The organism is Marivirga atlantica, assembly GCF_016734805.1.
GTDB lineage: Bacteria > Bacteroidota > Bacteroidia > Cytophagales > Cyclobacteriaceae > Marivirga > Marivirga atlantica.
Window position 1 is genome coordinate 680,737 of record NZ_JAERQG010000001.1, and the last position, 14,719, is coordinate 695,455.

The window sequence follows — 14,719 nt, forward strand, 5'->3', positions numbered from 1 at the left end:
GATGAAAATACTTTTACAAGTTATTATTCTGTTTTTTGGAGTATCGCTAAATGCATTTGCACAAAAAGGTACAATAAGAGGAACTGTTACAGATGCCGCTAATGGGGAACCATTATTTGGCGTAAATGCAGTTATTGCTGGAACGACAACTGGCGCAGTTACAGATTTTGACGGCAAGTTTCAAATCAATGTTGAGCCGGGAACTTATACTTTACAAATATCTTTTGTAACATATCAAAAGATTACTATAGAAGGAGTTGAAGTAAAAGAAGGAGGAGTAAATATCATTGATAATATTTCAATGAAGGAAGATGTTGCTCAGCTTGGTGAAGTTGTTGTAACGGCAAAGGCGATAAGAACAACTGAGGCAGCTTTACTAACTGTGAAAAGAAAATCCACAAATTTAATGGATGGAATATCATCAGCTAGTTTTAGGAAAATTGGAGATTCAGATGCTGGTGAGGCAGTAAAAAGAGTGACTGGTGTTTCTGTAGAAGGTGGAAAGTACGTTTATGTACGAGGGTTAGGTGATCGATATACTAAAACAATGCTAAATGGTGTAGATATTCCTGGTTTAGATCCTGACAGGAATAGTTTACAAATAGATATTTTTCCTACTAACTTGATTGATAACATGGTGGTGCTTAAATCGGCCGTGGCGGAAATGCCTGCTGATTTTACCGGAGGAGTAGTTAATATTGAAACAAAAGACTTTCCTGAAGAAAAAATACTAGATGTTTCATTAGGAGTAAGTTTTAATCCTAGTATGCATTTCAATGACAATTATTTAGACTACGAAGGTAGCAGTACTGATTGGTTGGGCTTTGATAATGGTAGTCGTGATTTACCAAATCCAGATTTGGCAAGGTCGATTGGCCAAGAGTATCCAGCTCCTACTAGTCCTGACTTTTCAAATGAGGAAGTTTTTGATTACAACAATTCTTTTGACCAAACCTTAGGAGCTTCCCAAGCTACAAGTTTTATGGATTATAACTTTGGTTTAACTTCAGGAAATCAATTTGTTTTACCGAATGATTACAAAATTGGCTATATTTTTTCTGGTAGTTATAAAAGTACTACTACTTTTTATGACGACATAATATATGGTGAATATCAAAAACCAGGCGGTAGTGAAGAAAGAACAGAACTGATTACTGCAAATGTACAGACTGGTCAACAAGCTTCAAAAAATATACTCTTAGGCGGACTCGCTGGTTTAGCTCTTAAGACTCCTAATTCTAAGTACAGGTTTACTGCTATGCATTTACAAAATGGTGAATCTACAGCGGCACAATTTGCAATAAATGACGATCCAGAAGATTTGGCTCAAGGTAAATCTGGTTTTGGTGCTACTTCTGATAATATTGCCTATTCAGAAAGAAGCTTAACTAATTATTTGTTAAATGGCGAGCATCATTCATCAGACAATGCGTGGACAATTGATTGGAAAGTATCACCCACTTTTTCTAACATTCAAGATCCTGATTTTAGAAAGGCTGCTTTCTCATTAGATCAAGGAGAACCAACCTTGGCTGCTGGTCAAGCTGGTTTACCATATAGAATATGGAGATACCTAGATGAAATAAATGTTGTAGGTAAGGTTGATGTTACACATAGCTTTGAGCTATTTAATGATAATTCAAAACTTAAGTTTGGAGGTAGTTACGTATATAAAGAAAGAGATTTTGAAATATTGGGTTATACTTTACAGTTCTTTGGAGGTCAGCCAGATTGGTCTGGTGACCCTAATGAAATATTAGCAGACGAAAATCTTTATCCAAATGACGGTAATGGCTTTTTAAATACGATTAATACAAAGCCAAACTCAAATGCATATAATTCTACTGTTGATAATATAGCAGGTTACACATCTTTTGAATTTAATCCTATCTCTACGTTAAAAGTGGTAGCTGGACTGAGAGCTGAAAATTATGTTCAAAGACATACAGGTAGAGATACCAACTTCGCTCAAGGAAATGTTGAAGAAGGGAAGAATCTAGAGGATGAAAAAGTATTGGACAACCTAAATCTTTTTCCTTCACTTAATACAATTTTAAATCTAACCGAAAGACAAAATTTAAGGTTCTCATACTTTAAAACAATTGCTAGGCCTTCTTTTAAGGAATTATCTTTTGCACAAATTATTGACCCTATTAGTAATAGAATATTTAATGGTGGATTATTTGTTTACGAAGGTGAGTGGGATGGTAATCTACGTTCTACATTAGTAGATAACATTGATTTACGATGGGAGTTATTCTTAGATAGAGATGAATTAATTTCAGCGAGTGTGTTTTATAAAGGTTTTAGTGATCCAATTGAGTTGGTGAGGATAAGAACGCAGTTGACGAGTAATGAGTATCAAGTTCGGAATTTAGGTGACTCAAGAGCTTACGGTGCTGAAATTGAATTTAGAAAATCTTTAGGTTTTATAAGTCCAGGATTAGAGAATTTTAGCGTTAATGGTAATTACACTTACACTAAATCCTTACTACAAATGTCTGAAACAGAATATCAATCTAGACTCGATTATGAAAAGCCTGGTGAAAATATTGATGAAACCAGACCAATGGCTGGCCAGGCACCTTACGTTATAAATGCAGGTATTATTTATGACGACATTGACAAAAGTTTTGATGCGGGTATCTTCTACAATGTACAGGGTCCTACCTTAGTAGTAGTTGGCGGATCACTATTTCCAGATGTTTATACGGAACCATTTCATAGTGTTAATTTTAATTTGAATAAAAGATTTGGTGCTAATGAACAATTCTCTCTAAACGTAAGCGTAAATAATATATTAGGGGATGTTCGTGAAGAGTTTTATAAAGCCTATGAATCTTCTGATCAATATTTTAATCGAAGAGATCCTGGAACTTCCTTTGGTGTAGGGTTCGGGTATTCATTTTAAAAGAAGGGAGCTTGACTCCCTTTTTTTACATTATTGAATTAGGACACTTTTCTGTTTTATTCGGTTCACTTAACCAGCGCTCCAATTCTTTAAGCCGTATTTTTGAAAGCTTAGTAAGTTCTTTGCATTTGCATAGCCCATAGCTTTCGCCATATTGTTTCGAATAATTTTCTTTTTTAAGTGGGTAAAGAGCTCTTACCTGCCTGTCTCTATATTGAATCCAATAAATTTGCGAATTCTTAAAATGCTGTAGAAACAGCTTCTCACTTTTATACTTTTCACTAATACTTTCAATAGTATTTAGTAATTGAAGATCGATGGCATTAAATTCTTCACAGCTATCAGCATATCTAGTATTGCTTTTATTACAAGAAGCCATAATAACGATTGGCAAGAAAAGGAAGATTCTTAGTTTCATTTTTTCTTTAAAATTAGAAAATCTAATGTAAACTATTACTAATGGTTTTATCAACTTCATAAAAAAGGCTCTTTGTTTAAAAAGAGCCTCATATGTTGTTGAGCTATTTATTAATTAGTCGTCACAACCCACAAAGACAGAAGTATATTTGTAGCCATTTATCCATCTACTTGTGCTCTTACCAATGGGATCAGCGAAACTTGGACAGTTAGTTGATTGACTAGGTTTGCTAGCTGTGAATTTTGCATCTACACGTTGCCAATTACCTGGTTCATATGTGATTGAAGAACCTATATATCTTTCAATAATAGCAGCACAATAGTAATTATTTGATTTAGATTCTCCTTGATAATCCACAGACGCTAAAAGTGAAGATGATGGATTTCCTATGTATTGTTTGTATTTACCTCCCACAGAGCTACAACTCGGATAAAGACAACTGTAGCTACCGTTAGAGTTAAAAGTTCCTCCAACATATTCACGGACATTTGCGGAAACGAATATATCACCATACTGAGGAAAGTCGCTGACAATAATTACTTGATTTTCTTTACGTTCGTTTATTTCGGTAAAGCCTTTATCACCTGATATATTCTTCTTTAGGATCATATATTCTTGGCCACCATAACTAATTCTTTTGTTATAAAGATCATCCAAACTATGAGAATTAATGGAGTATGTGATACCATTCTCATCAATATTCTCAATGACAATTGATTTTTGGTCTGTTTGATCCTCAATATCGGGAGTTTGATAATCCTCTTGGTATGAACAAGAAAAAACAATAATTGTAAGGGCCAATAATAGGGTGCTTCTAAGTTTCATAATTTTATAGTTTAGTTACACGGTAATATAGATATACTTTAAGCGCTAATCTCTATATCTAATATTAACTTTTGATTAATTAGTGCAAAACTTCTCTTAATACTTTGAGTGATTTCACTTCTTTTATCGAGTGGCTATGGAGTTGGTAAAAGTTGAGAATAATCTTTAAAAATAAGCTTCTTTCTTCACCAGTTAGTTTTAATTCACCTCCGTTATCCTCGGTAAGTAGTTGGTTAAATTTCTTCTCTTGAAGAGCATCTAGCCTGAATGTTTGAAATGGTCTTAGCTCTTCTAAAACTTCTTCTGCTCCAGAAGGATAGAAGCCCAAATAGCTAGATAATTGAAGCAGTAGCGACAGATGGAAATTCTGATAGGCCGATTGTTGTTGATCAAAACTAATTAATGAGCTCTCCAAAAAACTAAATAGTCTGGGATTTGATTCTTCCTCTTCTCTCAAGATGCTTGAAAGTACTTCGGCCAGAAAAATACCTATAGTTGATTTAATAATTTCATAAGGAATCTGCTGATAGGGTTGATTACACTTTATTTCAGAGATGCGGTTTAATGAAGCATTGCTTTTCTTATAAACCACCAAATCAAGCAAAGTAAGTGGCTGGAATAAAGCTATTTTATTTCTGGCTTTAGCCTTTCTAACGCCATTCTCAATATATGATTGAATACCAAAAGCCTCAGTATACATATTCACGATGATGGAGGTTTCACCGTACTTAATATGGTTTAAAACAATGGCTTTGGTTTTATGAAGCATTAGTTGCTAACAACAAATTTGGTCTGGTAAGTTTCTTCCCCGAAAGTGTCTACAGAAAACACCAGATAAATCCCTGGTTTGGTGATGAATCCACTATAATTTTGCAGATTCCAATTAAAAGTACCTCCATTTGCCGCCCCCTTATAAACCAGATTTCCCGCTAAATCAGTAATCATGATTTCATTGTTAAAAACTAATCCATTGATGCTTACCTGATCATGCTGGTTCAGATAAACCGGATTAGGAAATACCTTAACATCTGAATGAGTGCTATTTGCTCTACTTGAAGCTGTTCTGTATGAAATCAACTGATCTCCACTTTTTATAAAAGCTTCCCCATTAAAAGGGTTTATCCTTATTTGTTCTACAGTTTCATTGGCAAGTGGACTGTTTTCCTCTGTAAAGTGTAAAAGGTTTTCTTCTATGTCTTTGTCAAACAGCCATAAACCATCTCTATTGCCAACCCATAGTCTGTTACCACCATCTATTGCAATGGCGTTTATTGCTGTATAATCAAATAGAAAGAACCCATCAAAAATTGGTCTAACGGCATCCACATTGGTGTTTTCAAATACTCCAAAATAATTAGTAAAATAACAAACACCATCAGCTGTTCCAATCCATAATTTACCATCCAATCCTAATTCAAAAGTGTTTATTCTGTTTGATGAAAGGTTGCCATTTCCAGAAGTTTCTGTGAGTATTCTGCTAACTTCATTTTCAACATTAAATGCTACAATTCCTTCATTTGTGGCCAAGTAATGATCACCATTTGGTACAATTAAATATTCTTTTACCGTTTTGTTCGTCCCTAAACCTGTAGAAATCAATTCACTTGAAGATAGATTGTAAAGATTATAGACACCATCTTTTTCACAAAGTGCCCAGGGTGAACCTAAGTTATCAGTTGCAGTAAAATGCCAGACATCAACAGTATCCTCAACAGAAACAGCGGTTATTTGCTCTGTATCCCAAATATATAAGCCTTCTTCCTCTGAGAGGAAAAGGCCAGTTTCATTAATTAAATCAATACTTACATCTTTGAAATAAGGCAGTTGTTGACCATCAGCATCTTCAAAAACGTATGACCATCTGCCGTTAAAGAAATAGGAAAAACCTATGGCATTCGTGCTGAAATGTATAGTGTAATTCTCAAGTTGGTATATGCTTTCAGTAGTTCCTACAGGTCCGTTAGGTTTAAGGCTTTGAAGACTACTACCTGATACTTTTGCAAGGCTGTGGGTACTATGAGCTACATATTTTTGTGAGGAAACTGTAAGACTGTTATTAACTGTGCCAGCCACACTGAATGCTAGCTCTGGTTCAAATGATCCTGAACTATAGCCATAAACTTGATTTTGTTCAGATGCTTTCAGACTTGCATCATCAAAATAAATATTAGTAATGTTATTTGGTATACTATTAATACGTGACCACGTTCCATTCACGAAAGTATAGACTTCGCCTTGTTCTGTTAAAGTGAATAGTTGTTCATCAAAAAATGCGGTCTTAATCAGTTTAGTGGTAGAGTCAACATTTGTTCTCGACCAATTCCTGAAATCCTTTAGGTTTGTATCGTTCCTGGATTCACCAATTAGCAGGCCCTCAGGTGTAGCCAAGTATAATAAGTCATTAACTATGGACAACTGATTAATTGCAAGTGGCTCCCCTGTGCGGGATAAATTGATATAAGAATCATTTATCTGTAAACTTTTGGCATCTAAAATGACTACTCCGAAGTCGGCAGATAGGTAAATATTGTCCGTGTCAGCACTAATAGAATTTATGGCTTTACTTTCTATTATGTCTGAATTAGCAATATCAGTAAATGATAATATATTGAAATCCTTATCAATGACATCTACTATTCCACTTTTGTAGCTTATAAAGAGTTGATCTGTTGGTTCATGGGTAAAAATATCTGTTGGGTTAATATCGGAAAGACCATCTTGTACCTGGAGTGTATTGATACTTTCATCTTCCGGATCATAATAAAATAATCCGTTGTCCGTCATGCAGAAAATTTTATGATCGAATACGGTAATTGATTTTGCATTGCTATAGTCTACATGGCTTCTCCAATTACCTATCGGGATGTTCTGAGCACTTAAAGAATTAGTGCATAGTAGAAGGTTTAAGATTATAAGGCCACTGTAAACTCTTAACATGGGTTTTCTAATATAAATAGGAGAATGTACTTTTTATTGTCCACTTAGGAAACATCTTCTGCAACGTGGTTCATATTTATCTTTTTCACCTAAAAGCACTTTACTTTTACTGGTGGAAAGGCGAAAAGAATAAGTTGCTATACCACCACATCGGGCACAAATAGCGTGAACTTTAGTTACATATTCGGCAATTGCTATTAGTTCAGGCATGGGCCCAAAAGCTTTACCACTAAAGTCCATGTCGAGACCTGCAATAATTACTCTTTTGCCATTATTGGCTAACTTATTGGCTACTGTCACTAATTCTTCATCAAAAAATTGAGCTTCATCAATTCCTACTACCTCTGAAGTAGCAGCCAGTAAAAGAATATCTTCAGAAAAATCTACGGGTGTTGACCGTATACTATTTTGGTTGTGCGATACCACCTGAGTTTTGTCATAGCGCGTATCAAGTTTAGGTTTAAAAATTTCCACCTTCTGCTTCGCTATTAAAGCACGGTTTAGCCGTCTGATCAACTCTTCAGTTTTACCGCTAAACATGGAACCGCAAACTACTTCAATCCACCCCTTACCTGCATGATCTTCACTTCTACCTATGTGCGGTTCAACAAACATTTAATTAATTGGAATAATCTATATGTGGAAACTTATTTACTTTGGCTACCCGAATTTTTATATCTCCTTTGATAGTAGTCTGGCAGCACAATCTTTCATTTGTTCTGAGTCTGCCTTGATTTCTATATCTCTTCTCGGGTGATGATATTTCTGACATTTGCTCCATCCCTTCCTCTACTATCATTTTGCAGGATGTGCATCGGCCTTTCCCTCCGCATGCATGCATCCAATCTATTTCATTTTCGTGTATGAGTTGTAGCACAGATTTTTCTGTGTCTTCACTAAATATTTCACGATTATAAAGGTTAGTGATGGTAATAGTTGGCATAAGTATATCTTTACAAAAAAAGTAAATTAAACGATGGAGAGCAAATTAAATCATCAAGCCATAGACGCATATAGTAAGGCTTTTGCTAAAAAGGTTACTCAATCATTTTTTAATGAACATTCACATATAAACGGACAACAGATTTTATCTCTATGTGAGTTCAATCAGATAAACCTGATAGTTCTTAAAAACCTCTTCAGAAAATGGAAAAAGGAGAACGCTAAACTCCAAAGCCCTTACTTTAATTATCAAAATGATGAAGTGAAGAAGGCCATGAAAGCTTTCATGAATGCCCTCTCAAAACATATACATATTAAAAAAGAACATTTTGAGCCACTTTTGAGAGAATCGGTAAGAGATACCATTTTGCTTGTTTTTTCACCTTACGATTTCTTCTCTAAAGAAATTAACCAAAGAGATGATAGCAGACTGCGCCTGGCTGATTTGCATGATTTAAGTAAGTACATTAAAGTGAATGATTTTTTGCTTGATGGGCTGATCAGGCAATTTGAGAAGGAGAGAATAGAAGTAGCTTTCAATGATGAAGCCTTTGCTATTTTCAACGATGTTTGTGCCAACACAAATGATGAGCCAGAGGATATTCAACAATACCTTGCCACGTTCTCAAAAGTGGTGCCTCTTAATTCAAAGGAAGTGTATTCTGAAATTGAAGAAGCTGAAAAAGCCCAAATTAACGAGCAGTTTCAGCAAAAGCAGCCAAGTACCTTAGGGGATAAGTTGGGCAAACAAAAACATAAGAGCTTAAAAAAGCAGTTGACCCTAAATCAGCGCTTCATGTTTGTGAATGAACTTTTCGAAGGTAACCAGCAGAAATTTCAGCAAGCGGTTGAGCAAATAGATGACTTCGATTCACATGATGATGCCTCACAGTTCATTAACAAAAACTACATAGAGAGCTACGACTGGGATTTAGAATCAGAGGAAGTGCAGGAATTCATGGAATTGGTGGAGAGAAAATTCAAATAGAATTTCTTCTTGTGAATCTTTTTCCACGATTGCGATTTATCGCTAGAAGCTAGAAGCTAGAAGCATTATCTCATCAATACCTGCATTCTGTGGGCATCTAATTTAATTAGCGTAAAGAGTAATATTGTAAACGACCATAGAGAAGAGCCTCCATAGCTAAAGAAAGGTAAGGGAATTCCAGCAACAGGGAAAAGGCCAATGGTCATACCTATGTTAATGCCAAAATGGATAAAGAAAATGGAGGCTACACAATAGCCGTAAATTCTAGCAAAATTAGATTTCTGGCGCTCGGCTATAAATACTATTCTAAGCATCAAGGCCATAAAAAGGAAAACCAATATTAAGCTTCCAATCCATCCATGCTCTTCACCTATGGTACAGAAAATAAAGTCCGTGCTTTGTTCTGGTACAAAGTCAAATTTAGTTTGAGTTCCTTCAAGAAAACCCTTGCCAAACGTTCCGCCTGATCCGATAGCTATTTTTGATTGTGTAACATTCCAACCATAGCCTAGCGGATCGGCATCAGGATTAATCAAAGCTTTTAATCTGTTTTGTTGATGCGGCTTTAGTACGTTGGATACGGTGTAATCAACGCTTAGAATTACACCAGCTACTAAAATTACACCAGCCACTATGAGCATCACATTTCTTAGCTTCTTGTAATTAAAGCCAATAAGAATAACCCCAATTATACCCAATCCAATTAATAGGTAAACCTGATTAACCATTAAGGTAAGAATGAATATTACAGCAGCAGAGATTCCCGTAATAAGGTAGAATGTAGGTAAACCTTCTCGGTAATACACGAAAATAAAGCTTAGGAAAACCATGGCTGTACCTACATCACCCTGAAGTACAATAAGTCCTATGGGAATAAGAACCCATAAGGATGCCTTGATTTGCTCATTAAAACGATCGAGTCTTACTGTTCTATTGCTAAAGTATTTGGCCAAAGCCAGTGCGGTGGTAAACTTGGCAAATTCGGAAGGTTGTAATCGGATAGCCCCTAACGTAAACCATGATTTATTTCCTGCTATTTCAGTTCCGAAAATGAGCACCAAGACGAGTAAGATGATGACACCAGCATATAAATAATAGGCAAAAGAATCAAAAAACTTAAAATCTAGTATCATAATGGCTATTATGATGACTATTGATCCGGCAATAAAAACGAGCTGCTTACCCGAATTTAAATCAAAGCTGAAGATGTTCTGCACCTGCTCTTCATCGTAAACTACTGCATAAATATTCAGCCAACCGAGAATAACTAGCGCAAAGAATATGCTTATCAGCAACCAATCGACCCTATTCCATAAACTATCTTGCCTTGCCATTATAAATTGTTTAAATAAGCTTTAGACATCACATAATTTTCTACCCAGGCTCTGTTAGGGCTTACTTCTCCTTTTACATACTTCTCTACTAACAAACCGGAAATGGCTGCTGCAACTCCACCACCCCATCCGGCATTTTCGACATATACTGAAAGCGCAATTTTTGGGGTTTCTTTGGGAGCAAAGCACATAAATGCAGAATGGTCATAACTATCCTTGTTTTGAACCGTACCCGTTTTACCGCATATTTCTATTCCATCAACTCGGGCAACTCTGGCGGTACCTTCTACTATTTCCGCCATAGCATCTACCACCGTGGTGAAATGTTCAGGATTTACGCCAACTTCTTCTTTCTCAAAATCAAGCTTTAGATAAGAGTCTGGCGTATCAATTCCTTTCACTAAATGTGGTCTTATGAAATAACCTCGGTTCGCCAGTATGGAGGCTAAATTGGCCACTTGTAAAGGAGTAGTTAACAATTCACCTTCTCCAATACTTAGTGAGTAAATAGTGTAAAAATTCCAGTGATCTTTGCCATAATACCTATCGTAATAGGTTGGAGCAGGAATCATCCCTTTTCCCTCATTAGGTATATCGATGCCTAATCTTCTGCCAAAGCCAAATTTATGAAGGTAATCGTCCCATAAATTAAGTCCAATGCGGGCATCCTTATTCATGTTATCTTCCTTGCCTTGCTGGATGATCCTTTTAAAGGTTTGATAAAAATAAGGATTACAGGAGAATTTGATTGCACCATGCAAATCCTCCTTGGTATGTGCACCATGGCAATTTATTATGCCGCGGTTGCAAACAATGCGAGTACTTGGTTGCACAACGCCTTCCTGCAAGGCAATTAACGATTGTACCAATTTAAATACAGAACCTGGACGATACTGAGCCTGAATAGGTCTATTAAATAATGGCTTTAAGGTATCTTGATTAAGCCTACCAAAATTGCTGCTATATTTTCTACCTGTTAAATCGTTTGGGTTATAAGAAGGAGAGCTTACCATCGCTAAAATCTCTCCGGTAGATGGTTCTATGGCTACGATACTTCCCACTTTGTCTTGCATGAGATACTCTGCATATTTCTGCAATGGAAGGTCTATAGAGCTCACTAAATTGTTACCAGGTACTGAAAGTGTATCAAAGGCACCATCGTTAAAAGAGCCCTTTTCAATACCTCGAACATTCACCAATTTATATTTCACACCCCGTTTTCCTCTTAATTCTTCTTCATAGGAAGCTTCAACTCCACTAATACCTATAAAGTCACCTGACTGATAATAATTTAAGGTGTCTTTTGTGAGCTGGCGTTTACTAATCTCCCCAATATAACCGAGCCCATTGGCTAACACGGGTTCAGGGTATTTCCTCACAGTTCTTGCAATAGGATAGAAGCCCTGATAAGAGACAAGCTCATCCTGAATTTTTGCAAATTCCTCATTACTCAATTGAGGATAAAATAGTGATTGCTTGATGTAACTATAACGTTTCGCTTTTTGAATTCTCTCCGTAAAATCTTCTTCGGTAATATCGAAGAGGGAAATAAACTTAGTGGTATCTTCTACTTGTACTTCTTTAGGAACTACCATGATGTCATAAACAGGCGTATTATGTACCATGATGTTCATATTACGGTCGTATATCAAACCTCGGTAAGGATATTCAACCACTTTGTTGATCACATTATTTTCGGCAGCCAGTTTGTAGCGGCTGTCCAAAACCTGTATAAAGAAAAGCTTGGTAAGAAAAATTATGCCTACCAGGATAAAGATAATTTGTATGTAGTACTTTCTATTTTCAATCATGAATACCTTCCTTTCGAATAGAAAAGATATTGAAGTAACACTAACACAAAAGCTGTCAATAAAGTGCTTGCCAGTGCCTTCATTAACACAAAAATAAACATATGAAATCCACCTGCTTCAATAAAAAATATGGTGAGGAGGTGGAAAGCCATTAATGGCAAAGAATAGGCAAGAAACCACGATAGCCCCAGGTTTTTAAGGGCGGGCGCAGAAACATTTTCATAACCACCTCTCGGTGTAATAGCATTTATCCATAAGGGTCTTAAGAATGCTAATAAAGTAGTAGCTGCCATATGAGTTCCCAGACTATTGTAAAAAATGTCGATGATTAAGCCAGTAAAAAAACCAACCAACATTAAATTTATTCGGCTTATTCCAAGTGGTAAGAGCAATATAAAACCTAGGTAAATAAAGCAGAATGCCTTATTGAAAAGCACGAGGTTTTGTGCTAGTAGCAGTTGACCAGCAACAAAGAGTAGCCAAATAAAAGCTTGCTTTATGTTCTCAATATTAATCATCTGCTAGTTTTATGGTGTTTTCTAATGAATCTTGTTCCTGCTGCAGTTCATTTCCTATTACATATACATAATCCAAACTTTGAAAATCAACTGCTAAATCAACTTTTACTTCATAAAAGGTAGCATCATCTTTAATATCTACTGAGGCTATTTCACCAATTTTAATACCCGGAGGAAAAATTGCATTAAAGCCTGAAGTAACTATGCGCATGCCATTCTTCAATTTGATATGACGAGGGACATACTCTAAACTTATTTGTCTAGGATTTTTGCCATCCCAGTTAGCTGTACATAAGGTCTTTGTTTCCTCGATTACAGCTGAAATAAGAAGATTAGAGTGGAGCGCTGAGTAGCCAACAGCATAATTTTTTGAAGTACTTTTGATTTTACCAATCAAGCCATATCCATTGATAACGCCCATTCCTTCGGTAATGCCATCAGCTTCACCCTTATCAAGAGTAAAGTAATTTCTAAATCTGTCTACTGAATTATTAACAACTGTTGCTATTGTATAATCATATTGGCCAGCCAGAGCTGTGGGGGTAAAAAAGTTGGATGAATCAACTATTGCTGGTTCAAGCGTTAGCTTATTTCGCAAGGCTTCATTTTCTTGTGCCAGGCGTTCATTAATTTTGTTTAGCCTAAAGTAATCTTCAACGGCCTGCTTATTTTCATAAACATTTCCGGCAAAGGCATTTGAACTATTGAAGAAAGAGGCACTCAGGTAATCATTATGATTTATTACCAACCAACCACTTATCACTTCAAGCAATAAGAAGAGGAAAAATGCGCGATATGTATAAATGAATTGAAATAACCTCCGCATGCCGAGAACTCCGAATCAGTATAAATGGAAAAAGGAATACAAATGATGCATTCCCTTTTCGGTAAAATCTTATTTAATTATTAACTCATTAACACTGCTTTGTAAGCTGATAAGTTCTTGAGAGCAAGCCCTGTACCTCTTACAACCGCTCTTAACGGATCGTCAGCAATGTGAATTGGTAGCTTAGTTTTTAAAGCTAAACGCTTGTCTAAACCTCTTAACAAGGCACCACCACCAGTTAAATGAATTCCGTTATCATAAATATCGGCAGATAATTCTGGGGGTGAAATCTCCAAGGCCTTTAACACAGCCTCTTCAATTTTTGAAACTGACTTATCAATAGCAAAAGCAATTTCGGAATAAGATACTTTTATCACTTTTGGAATACCAGTCATTAAATCACGCCCGCGAATTTCATAATCCTCAGGGCCATCATCTAATTCGGTTAAAGCAGCACCTACTTCTATTTTTATTTTCTCAGCAGATCTTTCACCAATTAGCAGGTTATGCTGTCTTCTCATGTAATCAAGAATATCTTTGGTAAAAGTATCACCCGCAACTCTTATAGATTGATCACAAACAATACCTGAAAGTGCGATCACAGCAATTTCTGTTGTACCACCTCCTATATCTACTACCATTGAACCAACAGGTTGCTCAATATCAACACCAATACCAATTGAAGCGGCAATCGGCTCGTGAATCATATATACCTCTTTAGCACCCGCATGCTCGGCAGAATCACGAACGGCTCTTTTCTCAACTTCTGTAATACCTGAAGGAATACAGATAACCATTCTGTGAGAGCTAGGGAAGAAGTTTTTCTTACCGCCATCAATCATTTTAATCATCCCCCTAATCATGTGCTCTGCTGCGTGGAAATCTGCGATCACACCATCTTTTAAAGGGCGAATGGTTTTAATATTCTCATGGGTTTTCTCATGCATCTGCATGGCTTCTCGACCGATAGCCAATACTTTGTTTGTGGCTTTATCTATCGCAATAATTGATGGTTCATCAACTACAATTTTGTCCTTATGTATAATTAAAGTGTTTGCTGTTCCTAGATCTATGGCAATGTCACTTGAAAAGAAATCGAAAATCCCCATGGATATTATCTGATAATAAATTTTAAAATTACTGCTTGGGAAATTTACAAATTTGTTTGGTAAATAAACCCTTTAAAGCGATTAATTTATGAATTAGACC

13 protein-coding genes are annotated in these 14,719 nt (G+C 36.1%); 2 read left to right on the top strand and 11 right to left on the bottom strand.

Annotation, left to right across the window (positions count from 1 at the left end; genetic code table 11):
• The first annotated feature begins 1 nt into the window (after position 1).
• Positions 2 to 2,911: a TonB-dependent receptor gene (locus tag JKP34_RS03030; RefSeq protein ID WP_201917578.1), complete on the top strand. Its 2,910-nt coding sequence runs from the start codon at positions 2 to 4 to the stop codon at positions 2,909 to 2,911.
• A 25-nt stretch (positions 2,912 to 2,936) separates the two neighbouring features.
• Here the strand turns inward: JKP34_RS03030 and JKP34_RS03035 are convergent, their stop codons facing one another.
• The 6 genes from JKP34_RS03035 to JKP34_RS03060 all read right to left on the bottom strand — a co-directional run bounded on the left by JKP34_RS03035 (position 2,937) and on the right by JKP34_RS03060 (position 8,034).
• Positions 2,937 to 3,329, bottom strand: coding sequence for a lysozyme inhibitor LprI family protein (locus JKP34_RS03035; RefSeq protein ID WP_201917580.1), 393 nt, complete (start codon positions 3,327 to 3,329; stop codon positions 2,937 to 2,939).
• Positions 3,330 to 3,443: 114 nt separating this feature from the next.
• Positions 3,444 to 4,154 carry a hypothetical protein gene (locus JKP34_RS03040; protein WP_201917582.1) on the bottom strand — a complete coding sequence of 237 codons (711 nt, stop codon included), beginning with the start codon at positions 4,152 to 4,154 and terminating at the stop codon, positions 3,444 to 3,446.
• A gap of 79 nt (positions 4,155 to 4,233) precedes the next feature.
• Entirely contained in the window at positions 4,234 to 4,923 is a 690-nt protein-coding gene (gene recO, locus JKP34_RS03045; protein ID WP_201917584.1) for a DNA repair protein RecO, read from the bottom strand.
• Positions 4,923 to 7,091, bottom strand: a complete 2,169-nt coding sequence (locus JKP34_RS03050; RefSeq protein WP_201917586.1) for a PorZ beta-propeller-like domain-containing protein — start codon at positions 7,089 to 7,091, stop codon at positions 4,923 to 4,925. The genes recO and JKP34_RS03050 overlap by 1 nt, the downstream gene beginning before the upstream one ends.
• 33 nt (positions 7,092 to 7,124) lie before the next feature.
• Positions 7,125 to 7,706, bottom strand: a complete 582-nt coding sequence (locus JKP34_RS03055) for a thymidine kinase (RefSeq protein ID WP_201917588.1) — start codon at positions 7,704 to 7,706, stop codon at positions 7,125 to 7,127.
• Positions 7,707 to 7,710: 4 nt separating this feature from the next.
• On the bottom strand, positions 7,711 to 8,034 hold the full coding sequence (locus tag JKP34_RS03060) for a 2Fe-2S iron-sulfur cluster-binding protein (protein WP_201917591.1): 324 nt from the start codon (positions 8,032 to 8,034) through the stop codon (positions 7,711 to 7,713).
• Positions 8,035 to 8,067: 33 nt separating this feature from the next.
• Here JKP34_RS03060 and JKP34_RS03065 point away from each other — a divergent pair, with 33 nt between their 5' ends.
• Positions 8,068 to 9,021 carry a hypothetical protein gene (locus JKP34_RS03065; RefSeq protein ID WP_201917593.1) on the top strand — a complete coding sequence of 318 codons (954 nt, stop codon included), beginning with the start codon at positions 8,068 to 8,070 and terminating at the stop codon, positions 9,019 to 9,021.
• A gap of 65 nt (positions 9,022 to 9,086) precedes the next feature.
• Here JKP34_RS03065 and rodA read toward each other — a convergent pair whose 3' ends face one another.
• The 5 genes from rodA to JKP34_RS03090 all read right to left on the bottom strand — a co-directional run bounded on the left by rodA (position 9,087) and on the right by JKP34_RS03090 (position 14,619).
• Positions 9,087 to 10,355 carry a rod shape-determining protein RodA gene (gene rodA / locus JKP34_RS03070; protein ID WP_201917595.1) on the bottom strand — a complete coding sequence of 423 codons (1,269 nt, stop codon included), beginning with the start codon at positions 10,353 to 10,355 and terminating at the stop codon, positions 9,087 to 9,089.
• Positions 10,355 to 12,166, bottom strand: a complete 1,812-nt coding sequence (locus JKP34_RS03075) for a peptidoglycan D,D-transpeptidase FtsI family protein (RefSeq protein WP_201917597.1) — start codon at positions 12,164 to 12,166, stop codon at positions 10,355 to 10,357. The genes rodA and JKP34_RS03075 overlap by 1 nt, the downstream gene beginning before the upstream one ends.
• Positions 12,163 to 12,684 carry a Rod shape-determining protein MreD gene (locus JKP34_RS03080; protein WP_236664870.1) on the bottom strand — a complete coding sequence of 174 codons (522 nt, stop codon included), beginning with the start codon at positions 12,682 to 12,684 and terminating at the stop codon, positions 12,163 to 12,165. Before JKP34_RS03080 ends, JKP34_RS03075 begins: the two co-directional genes overlap by 4 nt.
• A complete protein-coding gene (gene mreC / locus JKP34_RS03085; RefSeq protein WP_201917599.1) occupies positions 12,677 to 13,510 on the bottom strand; it encodes a rod shape-determining protein MreC in 834 nt (277 codons plus the stop codon). The genes JKP34_RS03080 and mreC overlap by 8 nt, the downstream gene beginning before the upstream one ends.
• 80 nt (positions 13,511 to 13,590) lie before the next feature.
• Positions 13,591 to 14,619 carry a rod shape-determining protein gene (locus JKP34_RS03090; protein ID WP_201917601.1) on the bottom strand — a complete coding sequence of 343 codons (1,029 nt, stop codon included), beginning with the start codon at positions 14,617 to 14,619 and terminating at the stop codon, positions 13,591 to 13,593.
• Between the last annotated feature and the right edge of the window lie 100 nt (positions 14,620 to 14,719).

Coding starts and splice junctions, on each gene's coding strand:
- JKP34_RS03090 (WP_201917601.1), bottom strand. CDS start 14,619: ATGGGGATTTTCGATTTCTTTTCAAGTGACATTGCCATAGATCTAGGA.
- JKP34_RS03055 (WP_201917588.1), bottom strand. CDS start 7,706: ATGTTTGTTGAACCGCACATAGGTAGAAGTGAAGATCATGCAGGTAAG.
- JKP34_RS03065 (WP_201917593.1), top strand. CDS start 8,068: ATGGAGAGCAAATTAAATCATCAAGCCATAGACGCATATAGTAAGGCT.
- JKP34_RS03060 (WP_201917591.1), bottom strand. CDS start 8,034: ATGCCAACTATTACCATCACTAACCTTTATAATCGTGAAATATTTAGT.
- JKP34_RS03075 (WP_201917597.1), bottom strand. CDS start 12,166: ATGATTGAAAATAGAAAGTACTACATACAAATTATCTTTATCCTGGTA.
- rodA (WP_201917595.1), bottom strand. CDS start 10,355: ATGGCAAGGCAAGATAGTTTATGGAATAGGGTCGATTGGTTGCTGATA.
- recO (WP_201917584.1), bottom strand. CDS start 4,923: ATGCTTCATAAAACCAAAGCCATTGTTTTAAACCATATTAAGTACGGT.
- JKP34_RS03040 (WP_201917582.1), bottom strand. CDS start 4,154: ATGAAACTTAGAAGCACCCTATTATTGGCCCTTACAATTATTGTTTTT.
- mreC (WP_201917599.1), bottom strand. CDS start 13,510: ATGCGGAGGTTATTTCAATTCATTTATACATATCGCGCATTTTTCCTC.
- JKP34_RS03080 (WP_236664870.1), bottom strand. CDS start 12,684: ATGATTAATATTGAGAACATAAAGCAAGCTTTTATTTGGCTACTCTTT.
- JKP34_RS03035 (WP_201917580.1), bottom strand. CDS start 3,329: ATGAAACTAAGAATCTTCCTTTTCTTGCCAATCGTTATTATGGCTTCT.
- JKP34_RS03030 (WP_201917578.1), top strand. CDS start 2: ATGAAAATACTTTTACAAGTTATTATTCTGTTTTTTGGAGTATCGCTA.
- JKP34_RS03050 (WP_201917586.1), bottom strand. CDS start 7,091: ATGTTAAGAGTTTACAGTGGCCTTATAATCTTAAACCTTCTACTATGC.